This window comes from Paenibacillus sp. Marseille-Q4541, from assembly GCF_018310695.1.
Taxonomy (GTDB): Bacteria; Bacillota; Bacilli; order Paenibacillales; family Paenibacillaceae; genus Paenibacillus.
In genome coordinates this window covers 26,542-40,434 of record NZ_JAGXCY010000022.1, presented here as the reverse complement: position 1 = coordinate 40,434, position 13,893 = coordinate 26,542, and the positions used below count along the sequence as shown (strand labels likewise).

Annotated in this window: 16 protein-coding genes; 7 read left to right on the top strand and 9 right to left on the bottom strand. The window is 43.8% G+C overall.

Annotated features, from left to right (window positions below):
- The first annotated feature begins 26 nt into the window (after positions 1–26).
- Complete coding sequence (locus tag KFT32_RS18985; protein ID WP_211748817.1) at positions 27–1,031, top strand: glycoside hydrolase family 43 protein; 1,005 nt, start codon at positions 27–29, stop codon at positions 1,029–1,031.
- 65 nt (positions 1,032–1,096) lie between these two features.
- Here KFT32_RS18985 and KFT32_RS18980 read toward each other — a convergent pair whose 3' ends face one another.
- The 4 genes from KFT32_RS18980 to KFT32_RS18965 all read right to left on the bottom strand — a co-directional run bounded on the left by KFT32_RS18980 (position 1,097) and on the right by KFT32_RS18965 (position 4,788).
- Positions 1,097–1,945, bottom strand: a complete 849-nt coding sequence (locus tag KFT32_RS18980; RefSeq protein WP_211748816.1) for a VCBS repeat-containing protein — start codon at positions 1,943–1,945, stop codon at positions 1,097–1,099.
- Between the two features lie 180 nt (positions 1,946–2,125).
- Complete coding sequence (locus tag KFT32_RS18975) at positions 2,126–2,989, bottom strand: SDR family oxidoreductase (protein WP_211748815.1); 864 nt, start codon at positions 2,987–2,989, stop codon at positions 2,126–2,128.
- Positions 2,986–4,083, bottom strand: coding sequence for a mannonate dehydratase (gene uxuA, locus KFT32_RS18970; protein WP_211748814.1), 1,098 nt, complete (start codon positions 4,081–4,083; stop codon positions 2,986–2,988). Before uxuA ends, KFT32_RS18975 begins: the two co-directional genes overlap by 4 nt.
- Positions 4,084–4,107: 24 nt before the next feature.
- On the bottom strand, positions 4,108–4,788 hold the full coding sequence (locus KFT32_RS18965) for a GntR family transcriptional regulator (RefSeq protein WP_211748813.1): 681 nt from the start codon (positions 4,786–4,788) through the stop codon (positions 4,108–4,110).
- Positions 4,789–4,965: 177 nt separating this feature from the next.
- Here KFT32_RS18965 and KFT32_RS18960 point away from each other — a divergent pair, with 177 nt between their 5' ends.
- The 3 genes from KFT32_RS18960 to KFT32_RS18950 all read left to right on the top strand — a co-directional run bounded on the left by KFT32_RS18960 (position 4,966) and on the right by KFT32_RS18950 (position 7,380).
- Entirely contained in the window at positions 4,966–6,048 is a 1,083-nt protein-coding gene (locus KFT32_RS18960) for an NAD(P)-dependent alcohol dehydrogenase (protein ID WP_283246449.1), read from the top strand.
- A gap of 119 nt (positions 6,049–6,167) precedes the next feature.
- On the top strand, positions 6,168–6,944 hold the full coding sequence (locus tag KFT32_RS18955) for a class I SAM-dependent methyltransferase (RefSeq protein WP_211748812.1): 777 nt from the start codon (positions 6,168–6,170) through the stop codon (positions 6,942–6,944).
- Between the two features lie 142 nt (positions 6,945–7,086).
- Positions 7,087–7,380, top strand: coding sequence for a GNAT family N-acetyltransferase (locus KFT32_RS18950; protein WP_211748811.1), 294 nt, complete (start codon positions 7,087–7,089; stop codon positions 7,378–7,380).
- A 100-nt stretch (positions 7,381–7,480) separates the two neighbouring features.
- On the opposite strand, the gene KFT32_RS18945 is transcribed toward KFT32_RS18950, so the two are convergent.
- The 3 genes from KFT32_RS18945 to KFT32_RS18935 form a co-directional block, all read right to left on the bottom strand.
- Positions 7,481–8,038 (bottom strand): GNAT family N-acetyltransferase, encoded by a 558-nt coding sequence (locus KFT32_RS18945; RefSeq protein ID WP_211748810.1) that lies wholly within the window; start codon positions 8,036–8,038, stop codon positions 7,481–7,483.
- Between the two features lie 159 nt (positions 8,039–8,197).
- Positions 8,198–8,950: an SDR family NAD(P)-dependent oxidoreductase gene (locus KFT32_RS18940; RefSeq protein WP_211748809.1), complete on the bottom strand. Its 753-nt coding sequence runs from the start codon at positions 8,948–8,950 to the stop codon at positions 8,198–8,200.
- 30 nt (positions 8,951–8,980) lie between these two features.
- Complete coding sequence (locus KFT32_RS18935) at positions 8,981–9,439, bottom strand: MarR family transcriptional regulator (protein ID WP_249435984.1); 459 nt, start codon at positions 9,437–9,439, stop codon at positions 8,981–8,983.
- Between the two features lie 211 nt (positions 9,440–9,650).
- Between KFT32_RS18935 and KFT32_RS18930 the strand changes: the two genes are divergently transcribed.
- The gene (locus KFT32_RS18930) at positions 9,651–9,983 is read left to right on the top strand and encodes a hypothetical protein (RefSeq protein WP_211748808.1); all 333 of its coding nucleotides are present in this window, start codon (positions 9,651–9,653) and stop codon (positions 9,981–9,983) included.
- Positions 9,984–10,046: 63 nt separating this feature from the next.
- On the opposite strand, the gene speD is transcribed toward KFT32_RS18930, so the two are convergent.
- Positions 10,047–10,916 carry an adenosylmethionine decarboxylase gene (speD, locus tag KFT32_RS18925; RefSeq protein WP_211748807.1) on the bottom strand — a complete coding sequence of 290 codons (870 nt, stop codon included), beginning with the start codon at positions 10,914–10,916 and terminating at the stop codon, positions 10,047–10,049.
- Positions 10,917–11,104: 188 nt separating this feature from the next.
- On the opposite strand from speD, the gene KFT32_RS18920 reads away from it, so the two are divergent.
- Together KFT32_RS18920 and KFT32_RS18915 are read left to right on the top strand one after the other, a co-directional pair.
- On the top strand, positions 11,105–11,857 hold the full coding sequence (locus tag KFT32_RS18920; protein WP_211748806.1) for a class I SAM-dependent methyltransferase: 753 nt from the start codon (positions 11,105–11,107) through the stop codon (positions 11,855–11,857).
- Positions 11,858–11,867: 10 nt separating this feature from the next.
- Entirely contained in the window at positions 11,868–12,653 is a 786-nt protein-coding gene (locus tag KFT32_RS18915; protein WP_211748805.1) for a hypothetical protein, read from the top strand.
- A 95-nt stretch (positions 12,654–12,748) separates the two neighbouring features.
- On the opposite strand, the gene KFT32_RS18910 is transcribed toward KFT32_RS18915, so the two are convergent.
- On the bottom strand, positions 12,749–13,783 hold the full coding sequence (locus KFT32_RS18910; protein ID WP_211748804.1) for an RluA family pseudouridine synthase: 1,035 nt from the start codon (positions 13,781–13,783) through the stop codon (positions 12,749–12,751).
- Positions 13,784–13,893 lie beyond the last annotated feature (110 nt).

The window sequence follows — 13,893 nt, the reverse complement described above, 5'->3', positions numbered from 1 at the left end:
AGAAGATAGAAGGAGAGATATAAACTATGAGTGAACCCATCCCTTTGCAGTGGAACAATCCTATTGTGGCCCAGCGTGCTGATCCATGGGTATACCTTCACGAAGACGGTTATTACTATTTTACAGGATCGGTTCCTTCTTATGATCGCATCGAAGTGCGGCGTGCTAGAACACTAGCTGAATTATCAGGAGCAGAACCGATTGTTGTATGGAGAAAATATGAAGCAGGACCGATGAGTAAAAATATATGGGCACCAGAAATCCATTTTATTGATGGAAAATGGTACATCTATTTTGCAGCGGGTCAGGCAAGAGAGGGAGAAGTAGATCATTCCTTCCGGCACCGTATGTATGTTCTTGAGAATGAATCTCCGAATCCACTAGAGGGTACTTGGACTGAGAAAGGGCAAGTTGTCACTAAATGGGACAGTTTCGCACTGGATGCAACTACCTTTGAACATCGCGGGAAAAGATATTATGTATGGGCACAGCAGGACCCTGAGATTACTGGGAATTCTAACTTGTACATATCTGAAATGGAGAATCCGTGGACGCTTACAGGCGAACAGGTCATGATTACCACACCAGAGTATGACTGGGAGGTTATCGGCTTCCTGGTGAATGAAGGAGCAGCAGTGCTGAAGAAGAATGGGAAAATATTCATCAGTTATTCTGCAAGTGCAACAGATTATAACTACAATATGGGACTTCTAACTGCTTCTGAAGATGCAGATTTGCTCGATCCTGCTTCCTGGGTTAAGGGCAAGGAACCTGTGTTCAAGACAAATGAGGCAAGCAGTCAGTATGGTCCGGGCCATAATAGTTTTACCACCTCTCCAGATGGGGAAGTAGACATTATTGTATATCATGCAAGAACCTACAAAGAGACCGTTGGGGATCCGTTATATGATGGAAACCGTCATGCAAGAGCTCAAATTCTTCGGTGGAATGAGGATGGTTCTCCGGACTTTGGTTCTCCGGTTGCCGATGGCCCGATTTCCGTTCAGCAGAAAGAGCCTGTTAAAGGTTAAATAAGTAAAGGAGGCACATTCCGATCTTTCGGATTGTGTCCCCTTTTGTTTTTTAGAAGAAATAACTACATTCGGGGGACCACCAGATCTGTTCCATAAATGGCAACCCACTGATTCATAAAATTCCAAGCGCCCTCTTTATAGGTAAGAGCATTCTGTACATATCCAAATCGATCTGCATCATACTGTCCCATAATTCCTTGAAAAGTGAGGAGTTCGTAGACTCCGTTTTGGTCAAAATCTACAGGGAATACTCCGCTTACAGGTAAAACCTCCCCTTTAAGAGGGTGTTTCAACTTGCCATTTTCGTTATATATTGCTGACAAGTAGTCGCTTCCGCGGGCCGTAATGTCGATGAGATAGGATTGCCGATGGTTCAAGCTCGTTACGCGAATTCGGTAATAATCCAAGTATTCCACAGTATACTTCTGCTCTTCGTTATAATGATCTGAATCGAAAAGAGTGTGCAGTACCGCATCCTTATATGTGTACAGAAAATTATACGTCATTGCACCAGAACCTCCCGATTGAATGGAGATAAAGAGGTCGGGTATATGATCCCCTGTGAAATCTCCTGCAAAAAGGGTAGGGCTATATCCAGAATTTTCTGGGAGAGGAAAGGTAAGTTCTGCTCCTGTACTGCCATTTCGAATGATAAGGGTAATATCAGTTACGTATTCACTGTCAGGCGCGTTTTTATTCCAGGCGAGTTTGGCTGTATCAAGCGTGCCATCGCCGGTAAAATCACCGGTGATCAAAGGGGATTCATGCTCAAATGGAGCCCGTTCCATACGGAAGTTTTGAAGAACATAAGTATAGGTGGCATAAGGCGAAAATATCGTCTGTCCGTAGGGTTGAAATACTTGGCGGTAGCAAATGGATGGTACTATATGTTGTTCAGGATCAATTTTCATAACAATTATCCTCCGTCTTTTTTTATAACCTATGTACGGAGTCAGGATTGGGTGAATGTCCTAATAGCCATCTAAGAAGGTAAGATTTAAATAAACATAAAATAAAAAAAGAGAGATTCCAAAGTTGAAAAAAGAAACTCGGAACTCTCTTTTTATTTTATATCAGTGTAAAATATTTATTTAGACTCCTGAATAAGCATTGAAACCGCCATCTACGGGGATGACTGTTCCGGTTACAAAGCCGGCTGCATTCGGATCGGCCAGCCATAACAGAGTACCAAGCAAATCTTCTGGTTTGCCAAATCTCCGCATTGGTGTGTGGGTGATGATTTTATGAGATCGTTCGGTTAGGCTTCCGTCTTCATTAAGGAGTAACTTCTCATTTTGTTCGGTGAGATAAAATCCTGGTGCAATAGCGTTTACACGAATTCCGGCTTCTGCCAGATGAACGGCAAGCCATTCTGTGAAGTTGCTAATTGCAGCTTTGGCAGCACTGTAGGCTGGAACTTTGGTCATTGGTGAATAGGCACTCATAGAGGAGATGTTAATGATGCTTGTGCCTTCCTTCCCCAGCATCTGTTTGGTGAAGATTTGAGTTGGAATGAGGGTACCGACGATATTGAGGTCGAAGACGCCTCGAAATCCATCTACTTTCATATCAAAGAAGGAAACCGTATCCTGCCGGCTTATATCCTCTTGTTGAAAAGTCTCATTCGTTGTAATGGCTGTCGGGCGATTTCCGCCGGCACCATTGATGAGAATATCACAGAGTCCGAGCTTTGCAGCAACCTGATCCGCTGCTTCTTGCACGCTGGTTTCGTCCGTTACATCACAAGCGATGGAGAGCGCCGTTCCATTTGCATCTGTAATAGACTTGGCGACTTCTGCTCCTTTTTCTGCGGTCCGGTTCAGAATCGCTATTTTTGCTCCTTGTCTAGCTAATTCTTCAGCCATGACGCGGCACAACACTCCAGAGCCTCCGGTAATAACAACGACTTTATCTTTGAGCACTGTGTGATGGGGCTGCGGATGTAGTGTACTCATACCTTGCTCACCTCTTTTTTAGAAGAATGGGTTTCTTGCACTCTGGCATAGGCGTCCCATAGACCCCATAAATACATAATACCGAGCGCACGATCGTAGAGTCCATATCCAGGTCTGCACTGCTCATTCCATATTTGTCTTCCATGGTCTGGGCGAGCGTATCCGGTAAAACCTGTCTCGTGATACGCTTGCACAATACCTGTAATATCTACGGTACCGTCAATGGTACGATGAGAGGTTTCTATAAAATCCCCGTTGTCATAAACTTTGACATTTCGAATATGAGCGAAAGGGATGCGGCCTTTAAACTCATGAATTATGGACACAATGTCATTCGCGGGGTTCGCCCCCAAAGAACCGCTGCACAGTGTAATACTGTTGGCAGGACTGTCATATAAGGACAGAAGACGTCTAATATTGGACTGACTCGTAATAATGCGCGGCAAGCCGAAGACAGACCAAGGTGGGTCATCCGGGTGAATCGCCATTTGGATATCATAAGCCTCCGCAACCGGTATGATTTCTTGAAGAAAATAGGAGAGGTGATCCCACAAGTCTTCTTCTGTCGTGTTTCGGTAAGCTTCGAACAGCTCGGTTAAATGCGCAAGTCGTTCCGGTTCCCAGCCGGGCATCGTGAGGGTCGCATCCTGATTAATCTGATCTACGAGATCAAAGGGATCCATTCCTTCGATTCTAGCTTTCTCATAAAAAAGGGAGGTGGAACCGTCTGGATTTTGTTTGAACAAGTCGGTTCGCAACCAGTCAAAAATGGGCATGAAGTTATAACATATGACTTTTACGCCAACCTCAGCTAGCTTTGCTATCGTTTTTTTATAATTCTCAATATAAAAGTCTCGTGAAGGAAGTCCAAGCTTGATATCGTCATGGATGTTGACGCTTTCAACAACATCGAGATGAAGCCCAGCTTGATCAGCCTGGGACTTGATTTCTTCGATTTTATCCATGGGCCATTCCTCGCCAGCCGGAATATCATGTAGCGCCCATACAATACCTTCTACCCCGGGAATTTGTCTGATCTGTTCAAGCGATACGGTGTCATTGCCGAGGCCAAAATAGCGGAATACCATTTTCATTCGAAGCAGCCACCTTTCATCAAGTTAAGGTTTAAAGTAATTTGGGAACTTCTCCTTAAGAAAGCTTTGATCTTGAACGGTCAGATGTAGATGATCTTTCATTAGAGAGACTGCCGTTTCTGTGTCATGTTCACGTATAGCCTGCACCATCTGTTGATGCTGATCATAGAGATGTTGCCAATTATGATCTGCAGCGAGCCTTAATTTACGGCTTCGATTTAAATGGACATTCATTTGCTGAATAGCGTTCCAGGTATTTCTTTTGTTACAGCTGTCGAACAATAATTTGTGAAATGCTTCGTCTAGATCGAACATAGCTTTGTCATCCTGTGCATTCATAGTGGCTTTCTGTCTGACTAGCAGGAGTTCTAATTCAGCTAGAGCTTCATTAGATATATGTTCACAAGCAAGTCGGATCACAGCACACTCCAGTTGTTCGCGCAGGAACCTAGCTTCTTCCACAAGCTCAAGATCAATCAGGGAAACAACGGTGCCGCGCTGCGGATACACATCTAGAAGGCCTTCCGCAGCAAGTCTTAAGAAACTCTCGCGCACAGGAGTACGGCTTACATGGAAGGATAGTGCAATTTCTTTCTCTGAAATAGTAGTTCCAGGAATGAGGTCAAACTGCAAAATTTGCTCTTTAAGTGATTCGTAAACGGCTTCACGTGTTGATGTGGGGGTAGGGCGAATATGTATATCCATAAAAAACACCTCATTTCTTCACCATACTACCATACAAGTATGGTAGTATGGAAGGAGTAATTTCCATTTTTTATCTATTTCTAGGATGAAAGTGTATTTTGTAACTTCCAGATTTCATTGATCTAAAAACGGACAAGGGAGAGATTTTGAATGCAAAAAGCATCATCAGGTATCGGAATGGAAACGAATCGTAGAGTAGAACTTGAAACAGGGACGACGATGAAGGCTGCTGTAATGGATACGCCTGGGAACATCGAGATTAGAGAACTGCCAGTGCCTGAGATCGGCTCGGATGAAGTTCTGGTCAAGATTATGGCAGTTGGCGTGTGCGGTTCAGATGTTCACTATTATGAACATGGTAGAATTGGTCGTTATGTTGTTAAGAATCCTATTATTCTTGGTCATGAGTGTGCTGGAATCATTGCGAAAACAGGTGAGAATGTAAGTCGTGTACAGCCTGGAGACCGTGTGGCAATTGAACCTGGTGTAACTTGCGGACGCTGTCGTTACTGTAAGGAGGGCAGATACAATTTGTGTCCGGATGTTCAGTTTCTTGCCACTCCACCTGTGGATGGAGCTTTTGTACAGTATCTTGCTATTCGTGAAGACTTTGTATTCCCGATTCCAGATGAACTATCTTTCGAAGAAGCTGCACTTGTAGAACCTTTTTCTGTAGGCATTCACGCCGCTTATCGCTGCAAACTTACCCCAGGTTCTACGGTCGCTATTATGGGAATGGGACCTGTGGGATTAATGGCGGTAGCTGCTGCCAAATCTTTTGGAGCTACTCGAATTATTGTCACAGATCTGGAAGATATCCGCCTGGATGCTGCGCTGAGGCTGGGTGCAACAGATGCGATTAACGTTGCGAAAGAAGATGCAAACGTTAAAATCCGGGAACTTACAGACGGTCTAGGTGTGGATGCAGCATGGGAAACGGCGGGTAGTCCTCGGGCATTACAGTCTGCACTTGGTTCCCTTCGTCGTGGTGGGAAGCTGGTTATTGTTGGATTACCTGCTCAAGACGAGATTGCTATTAATGTACCGCTCATTGCGGATAACGAAATCGATATTTATGGAGTATTCCGCTACGCCAATACGTATCCGGACGGAATCCGTTTTCTAGCTAAAGGAAATATTCCAGCAAGAACGCTTATAACGGATCGTTATCCTCTTGAACAGACACAGGAAGCCATGGAACGGGCAATTCATAATAAAAGCGGCAGCTTGAAAGTAGTTGTCTATCCAAACGGAATGTAAGTCGATTAGAGGGATATAGTCATTAACTATAAATTCATAGGAAACAGGTATTTATATAGCGCTCGAATGTTATGCCATAATGGCCTTAGGTTCTTCCATATGAAGGAGATGAGGTCAGGATGGTGCAACATAAAGGGAACGGTCAGTCATGGGCATCAGGACATTATGATGGTAAACTTTCGTTTGTTTCGGAACTGGGCAGAGGGGTTGTCGATTTACTCCAGCCAGTGGAGGGAGAGCGCATTCTTGATCTTGGCTGCGGGACAGGTGACCTTACACAAGAGATTGCTGCTTCGGGTGCTCATGTCACAGGGATGGATCTATCCTATTCAATGCTTGAAAAAGCCCGAACGAAATATCCACAGCTAACTTTTGTAGAGGGGAACGCCGAGCGGTTTACAACAGAAGAGCCTTACGATGCAGTGTTCTCTAACGCTGCACTACACTGGATGAAAAATGCGGAAGAAGTGGTGAAATGCGTTCATGCTGCACTGATTTCTGGAGGCAGGTTTGTTGCAGAATTTGGTGGACAGCATAATGTGGAAATTGCGGTTCAGGCCATTACCCAAGTGTTGAAGGAACAGGGGGTAGATGCAGCATCATTAAACCCGTGGTATTTTCCGAGTATCGGAGAGTACAGTTCACTTCTTGAAAAACAAGGTTTTCGGGTTACTTATGCACTGCATTTCGATAGACCTACACCGATGCAAGATGGAGAGATTGGGCTGCGCCACTGGCTAAATGGATTTGCAGGGCCATTTTTCAGGGATGTCTCACCCGAATTCAAAGAGGCTGCTTATGATAGGATTGAACAAATAACAAGACCTGACCTTTATGATAACGGAAATTGGGCTGTGGATTATAAACGGCTCCGGATAAGAGCGATCAAAATGTAGGGCTCGTCTCATAATCTGGGAGCGATCATGGCAAGCTAGCTATACACTGATCTTGTGTCTAATCCTTGAAGGTGCTTCAAGAAGCTGCAGGGTGTGTATTAAAGAGAAGCGGGATGTTTGTCCCACAGAAAGGAGCTTACATATGGTCGATATTTTACCTGGAGAGAACGAATACTATGTGGATCAAGATGGAGAAAAGGCAGCAACGATCAGTTTTATTCCTCGCGGCAAAGATTCTGAGGGGTATGAAATTATTGATGTAGATCATACCTTTGTATCGGATCAGTTAAAAGGAAATGGTGTGGGCGTTGCTTTGGTGCAAAGAGTAGTAGAGCATGCAAGAGAGAACAATCTACGCATTGTTCCTTCCTGTCCTTTTGCAGACAGTACGATTAGCAAACACCCTGAATTCCAAGATGTTCTGGCGAAACAGTAATCGCTTCGATTCGATAGAGAATGTAAAAAAGCCTGGTGTTCCGCTCTGAGTATACGGTACAACGTATGCTCTAGCCCAAACACCAGGTTTTTTGAATTCCTTACACTTGTAATTTAGATTCCCATTCTTCGCGCAGCATTCCCATAATAATCAGGTCGTAGGATTTCCCCCCGCGAAGTACAGCAGAACGCATACGTCCTTCCTCCACAAATCCTGCTTTTTTGTAGGCATGGTAGGCGACTTCGTTATAAGAAATGACATCAAGACTGATCCGGTTTAGGTTAAGTTCATGGAACGCATAACGCAAAATAATCCCCAGCGCATCACTGCCGTATCCTTTTCCGCGATCTTTCGCTTTACCGATACCGATGGCAAGTTTAGCAGCCTGATTATTCCATTCAATGCTATGTAGGGCGACAAAGCCGATCAGGCGATCTTCATCTATAGTGCGAAGCATGAACTCGACGCCGTTATCCCGTCGTACGCTTTTGGGCCCCGCTTCTTGAACTGTTTGAGGAACTGCATAATCAGTGTCCAGGTTGCGAAGATATTCATAATCTTCAGTATAAGCGGCTAGGGTCTGAGCATCTTGCTGAATTGCTGCCGCTAGGCGAACCTTGCTGCCGTGAAACCAGTTTGGATTAGTCGTTGTTTCCATGGGTCGAACACTCCTTTGATATCTAGTTCATCTGAGTTCATTATAGCGGGTTTCCTTTGTAATTGCTTGACCGTAGGGAGATCGTACGCAAAAAGGGAAGTCTCCACACCTTAAGTGTAGAAACCTCCCTTTGTTATATTCGATATTTATAATGTCATTTTACTTAGCGAAATAGCCACCGTCGATAGGAAGCTCAACCCCTGTAATATAGGAAGACTCATCAGAAGCAAGGAACAAGACGCCTCTAGCAATATCTTCTGCTTTACCAAGACGTGGAAGAGGAGTTTGGGATAGGAACCACTGCATCATGCGCTCGTCTTTAAACATATCTACCGTCATTGGAGTTTCGATGTAACCCGGATGAACAGAGTTGACTCGAATATAATGTTTAGCATAATCTACGGCAGTTGCCTTTGTAAGCATTCGTACAGCCCCTTTACTTGCTGTGTAAGGACCTGCGCCGCTGCCGCCAGTAAGTCCAGCGATCGAGGAAATGTTTACAATAGAGCCGCCGCCAGCTTCGATCATATGAGGGATGACGTATTTTTGACCGAGGAAGATACTCGTCACATTAATGGTCATCGTTTTCTCAAAGGCTTCAACCGTGAGATCCATGTAAGGTGTAGCATTAGAAATGCCCGCATTATTTACAAGAATATTAATTTTCCCGAAATGTTCTATCGCTTGTTCTACCACACGAATCCAGTCGGATTCAGAAGTTACATCATGTTGTAATCCGATTGCATCTCCGCCTGCTTCCTTGATTTCAGCAACGACTTCCAAGACCTTGGATTCCTGAATATCTGTGATGACAACTTTAGCTCCTTCTTGAGCAAAAAGAAGCGCATCTGCCTTACCCATACCACCTGCTGCACCGGTAATAATTGCTACTTTATCTTGTAATCTTCCCATTTGGTATACCTCCATTAGTTTGAGCCTTATTTATTGTTCTTCCGTTGTTTTCGTCATTTTCTGTTGACCGATTTCTTGCCACGAACTGATCATTTTCTGATAAGCAACAATCAGGGTATTCATCTCTTCCTCCGAAAAATCGTTCCATAAATCCCCGGTAAGCTCTTTATATTTCGAGAGCATCGTGGCATGTACCATTTCTCCCTGCTCAGTAATTTGTAGCAGGACTTGTCTTCGATCGTCCGGTGAAGGCATACGCTCAATGTATCCTTTATTCACAAGCTTGTTACTTAAATTCGTAACAGCAGGTGCGGTTACACTGAGAGCTTGGACAAAATAGGAAGAAGGGAGTGGTCCATCCTCAATAAGTGTCTGAAGAATGTAAAATTGTGGTGCAGTCAAATCTTGATCTAGAATTTTGGCGTAGATGGTTACAAGAGTAGAGATATGTTTTGCAACCATAGTGGATAAAACATCTTGTTTATTCAATAAATCGCCTCTTTTATTTCAAACCTATTAATAGTTAAACGCGTTTAACATCTTTAATTGTATCACTTTATTGAGTTAAGTCAACTTTAGCAAGTTCAGCATAGATCAGGCGGGTTCTTCGTAGACAAAGACTTGTCAGTTTAGGTCTTAGCAGTTATCGTTATACTAGATTGTTTATTACCTATGATTAAGAAATGAATGGAGATACAAAATGACACGCATGAATGCTAATCAGGCTGCAAGTTTACTAGAGAAGTGGATCGTTTTTCTCGATATGGATAATCCGAAGGCATGGGATCGTGACGAATACAGCTACATCAAGGACAGCTGTAAAATGATTCGTTCTTCGGTTAGTCTGCTGCGGGGTAAAAATCCGGGGAAAGGACCTTCCCGTACAGAACTCGCTACACTTCTAGACGAGTTCATTGAGGAAATTGCCCTGGATGATCCAGCAGAATGGGAGAAGGAAAATGCGGCTTTCGTTAAGGAAGTACTGGAAGCAGCACAGTTTACTGTCACTTTTCTTCGCCAGAAAAAAGCTTAATAATAAGAGAAAAAAAGGGATTGCGTTCCTTAGAACGCAATCCTTTTTTATACTGTATCGCTGTCAGTTTGACTCTGGAGCCCGCTTGTATACAAATTGTTCTTCTGCATCTTCATCAATCGATCCAGCGTCCATATTCATTCCATAGTAGATTTCATCCATCTCAATTTTCAGTTGTTCCGTAATGTCTTTCTGTTCTTCTGCACTGAGCTTATCTTTGGTATAACCGAACAGATAGTTATTCAGATCGAATTCTTTCAACCTGCATTTGGTATGGAAAATATGATGTTGATACACGTTGATATCGATCATATCGAACTCTTGCTGAACATGATCTGGAATATAGTTCTGAATGGAGCTGATATCATGGTCAATAAACAGCTTGTTACCGTTAATATCCCGGGTAAAGCCGCGAACCCGGTAATCAATCGTCATAATATCTGTATCAAAGGAATGAATTAAGTAGTTCAGCGCCTTCAGTGGAGAAATTTCACCGCAAGTGGACACGTCGATGTCGGCTCGAAAGGTACTAATCCCCTCATGAGGATGAAACTCCGGGTACGTATGGACGGTAATATGACTTTTATCCAGATGCATCACGACATGATCGGGAAGAGGTCCCGGCGATTCTTCAAATGAATCTTCCTCTGCATTATCGACAGGTCCTTCGGATACGAGCAGTGTTACGCTGGCCCCTTGCGGGATATAGTCTTGCTTGGCTACATTCAGCACATGTGCTCCAATAATATTTGATACATTTGTCAAGATTTGAGTCAATCGATCGGCATTATATTGTTCATCAATATATTCGATATAGGCTTCGCGCTCTTCTTTGGTCTTGGTATAACAAACGTCATACATGTTGAAGCTGAGCGATTTCGTTAAGTTGTTAAATCCGTGTAGTTCGATTCGTTGCTCTGGTGTTAACGTCATGGTTATGCCTCCTGTCCCTAAGGTGACTTGGTATTCGTATGTACCTTTCTTTACTTTACCCACATCAGAGGAAGCTTAAATCGTATAGACTTGAATTAAATAAATCGTCCCGATCTGGATTTATATGGTAAATTGAAATAAGAGTAAAGTGAAGCATAAAGATCCTGGGGAGAAGGGCGGGGTTGTCTATGGAATACAGAGGTTCTCAATTTTACGACCGTGAGGAACAGTTCGCAAGATACACGGCACGCAGAGGATCGGCGGAAAATGCAAACGATACGCTGGAAGAGCCTATTATCTGGGAGATGTCTGGTGACGTGAAGGATTTTTCTATTCTAGATGTTGGATGCGGTGATGCTCGGTTTGGATGGAAGTTACTCCAAGCAGGAGCTAAACACTATACAGGACTTGAAGGCTCACAAAATATGTATGGGCTAGCGGTCCGTACGCTGCAAGAGGTTCCAAGTCAATCAAAGGTCATACATACGACGATTGAAGATTGGACCCAAGCACAGAATCCGAAAGAAGCGTCTTCGTACGACCTTGTCGTTTCCCGGCTTGTGCTTCATTATATTGAGGATTTGGAATCTATATTCAATCAGATTTATGAAGTTATGAAACCGGGAGGACGATTTATTTTCTCCGTAGAACATCCTGTGATTACATCGACACTTCAGCCAACGGGACTGAGAACAGACTGGGTCGTGGATCAATATTTTGTGCCTGGTTATCGTACTCAGGATTGGATGGGTGGACCGGTCATGAAATTTCATCGCACGGTAGAAGATTATTTTCAGGCAGGGCGCAGCGCTGGCTTCCAGGTCGTCAATCTTCGTGAATCAAAACCAGTACGGGAACGATTTATTCATCAGGAAACATATGAGCGTAGACAGAGGATTCCATTATTTTTGTTTATGGAGCTCAGGAAACCTGCTACGTAGGAGGTATATCATGGGCGGGAAAGTTTTCAGAGGGAGATGCTATCAGTCTTACCGGATTCGCTGGAAGTTACTGATTCTGCTGACCGCAGGACTTCTATTAACGGGTTGTGAAGAGACGGTCTCGGGGCTAACGAAAGCCAAATATTCGAGTGACACGATCATTCATAGTTCGAGGTTCCAGCATTATAAACTAGGTGACACAGAACATGCGGTATTTTACAAGCCAATCAGCCCTGACATCCTAATCGAGAAGCTTGCTGTTCTCCGACCAGAGCATAAGCTCCAATTTGGTAAAGGAGATATTCCTTTTGAGGTAGATAAAGAAGAAGCATTTCTTATACAGTACGGCACGAAAGAAGTACCCAAATATCAGGTGCAGCTGAGCTATTATGGCAAACCGGACGACTACGGTCGTTTCGGGAGTATATTTTACAAGGTGAATATGATGGAAGTTCAGGAAGATCCTTTTCAAATGTTAGCTCCTTACCAAGATGACGATGTGGATCTGTTTATGAACAGGGTAGATGTAAGTAAGAATGAAGGGACGACATTTTATCACTTTTTTCAGACGACGAATAGTAGCTATGCCTACAGCTCTTATACAGAGAACGAGGAAACAGGGGATGTGAGTGTGACATCCACGCGTGCTGATGAAATCATGTTCTACAAAAATGGACTTATGGTGGAGATTGGGTATCTTGTGCCTGGGGGATATGACGATTCAGGAACGGTTCCAGACGAAACGCTACATGCAGAGATGCTCAAAACAGCTCAGAAGCTTGCAAAGCAACTGTAGAATAGAAGCAGAAACAAAAGATACGCTGCAAAAGAGATAATGTTAGATGTAAAAAAGCTCGGATTCCTTAAAACGGAACCCGAGCTTTTTCTTTATTATTTCGGCTGATTTTTCTGGAAGGGTCTGAGAAAGCCTTTCGGTACAGGACTTTCAAAACGCATCAAAGTTCCCGTTCCCGGATGGGTGAAAGCTAGCACCTTAGCATGAAGTCCGAGTCTGCCTATGCCGCGGCTGCGAGCCCCATATTTTTTATCGCCGGCAACCGGATGCCCCATCTCTTCCATATGGACACGAATTTGGTTCTTACGCCCGGTTTCGAGCTGAACTTCAAGTAAGGAATACTCACTTTCCGCTTCTAAAGTTTTGAAATGGGTAATCGCTTTTTGTCCATCATTCGCGTAAGGGGTAGAGTACATTTTGAGTGTTTTGCTTTCTTTTAAGTAAGAAGTGATGGTGCCTTTGTTTTGTTTTACTTTCCCCTCAACGAGTGCAATGTAGGTACGTTCTTCAACGGTATCACGCCAAGCTTCTTGAAGTGCTTTTTGAATTTCTTCTCTTTTCGCAAACATCATGACGCCGGAAGTATCCCGGTCGAGACGATGAACGATGAAAATACGGTTTCCCGGATGCTGTGCGCGTACATGTGCCATCAACTGACGGTAAGCGGTAACCTCCTGCTCCTTGTCAGAGGCAACGGACAACAGTCCGGAATCTTTATGAACCACAATAATGTCATTGTCTTCATACAAAATGCTGAGTCCAAGGAGCGGAGGAGCTTCTTCCTTCTTCTCGCTAATAATAGAAACAGTCATTCCAGGTTCAAGTACATAATTGTAAGCCGTTACTGCTTTGCCGTTTACGAGAATCTGTCCGCGTGCCAGCATGGATTTGACCGCATTACGGCTTTTACTGGAAAGAATGAGCAGCAGGTAAGCAAGCAGCTCGCTGCTTTCTTCTACTACATGGGTTTTAGGTGAATCTACAGGCACACCTGTCTTTTTGCTATTCGCACGTGGAGTGGAAAAACGACTCCCTTTGGAATTTTTATGTGATTTCGCATGGCTTGGCGCCTGGGGACGATTACTGTATCCATCCTCTGTGCTGAGATGCGGGGTTTGTTTTTTTCGCATGCCTTATGGCCTCCTGATCGGGTAAAAAAGATTGTCCGGTTTAGTTCCGAATGTCTTGGTTAATATACCACGTAGAGGGTATAAATGCACGGTATGACTCGTAACAGATT

Bases quoted from the DNA above. Each gene is read 5' to 3' on its own strand.
- KFT32_RS18980 (WP_211748816.1), bottom strand. From the start codon at position 1,945: ATGAAAATTGATCCTGAACAACATATAGTACCATCCATTTGCTACCGC.
- KFT32_RS18930 (WP_211748808.1), top strand. From the start codon at position 9,651: ATGACACGCATGAATGCTAATCAGGCTGCAAGTTTACTAGAGAAGTGG.
- KFT32_RS18985 (WP_211748817.1), top strand. From the start codon at position 27: ATGAGTGAACCCATCCCTTTGCAGTGGAACAATCCTATTGTGGCCCAG.
- uxuA (WP_211748814.1), bottom strand. From the start codon at position 4,083: ATGAAAATGGTATTCCGCTATTTTGGCCTCGGCAATGACACCGTATCG.
- KFT32_RS18975 (WP_211748815.1), bottom strand. From the start codon at position 2,989: ATGAGTACACTACATCCGCAGCCCCATCACACAGTGCTCAAAGATAAA.
- KFT32_RS18960 (WP_283246449.1), top strand. From the start codon at position 4,966: ATGGAAACGAATCGTAGAGTAGAACTTGAAACAGGGACGACGATGAAG.
- KFT32_RS18915 (WP_211748805.1), top strand. From the start codon at position 11,868: ATGGGCGGGAAAGTTTTCAGAGGGAGATGCTATCAGTCTTACCGGATT.
- KFT32_RS18955 (WP_211748812.1), top strand. From the start codon at position 6,168: ATGGTGCAACATAAAGGGAACGGTCAGTCATGGGCATCAGGACATTAT.
- KFT32_RS18950 (WP_211748811.1), top strand. From the start codon at position 7,087: ATGGTCGATATTTTACCTGGAGAGAACGAATACTATGTGGATCAAGAT.
- KFT32_RS18945 (WP_211748810.1), bottom strand. From the start codon at position 8,038: ATGGAAACAACGACTAATCCAAACTGGTTTCACGGCAGCAAGGTTCGC.
- KFT32_RS18910 (WP_211748804.1), bottom strand. From the start codon at position 13,783: ATGCGAAAAAAACAAACCCCGCATCTCAGCACAGAGGATGGATACAGT.
- KFT32_RS18920 (WP_211748806.1), top strand. From the start codon at position 11,105: ATGGAATACAGAGGTTCTCAATTTTACGACCGTGAGGAACAGTTCGCA.
- KFT32_RS18965 (WP_211748813.1), bottom strand. From the start codon at position 4,788: ATGGATATACATATTCGCCCTACCCCCACATCAACACGTGAAGCCGTT.
- speD (WP_211748807.1), bottom strand. From the start codon at position 10,916: ATGACGTTAACACCAGAGCAACGAATCGAACTACACGGATTTAACAAC.
- KFT32_RS18940 (WP_211748809.1), bottom strand. From the start codon at position 8,950: ATGGGAAGATTACAAGATAAAGTAGCAATTATTACCGGTGCAGCAGGT.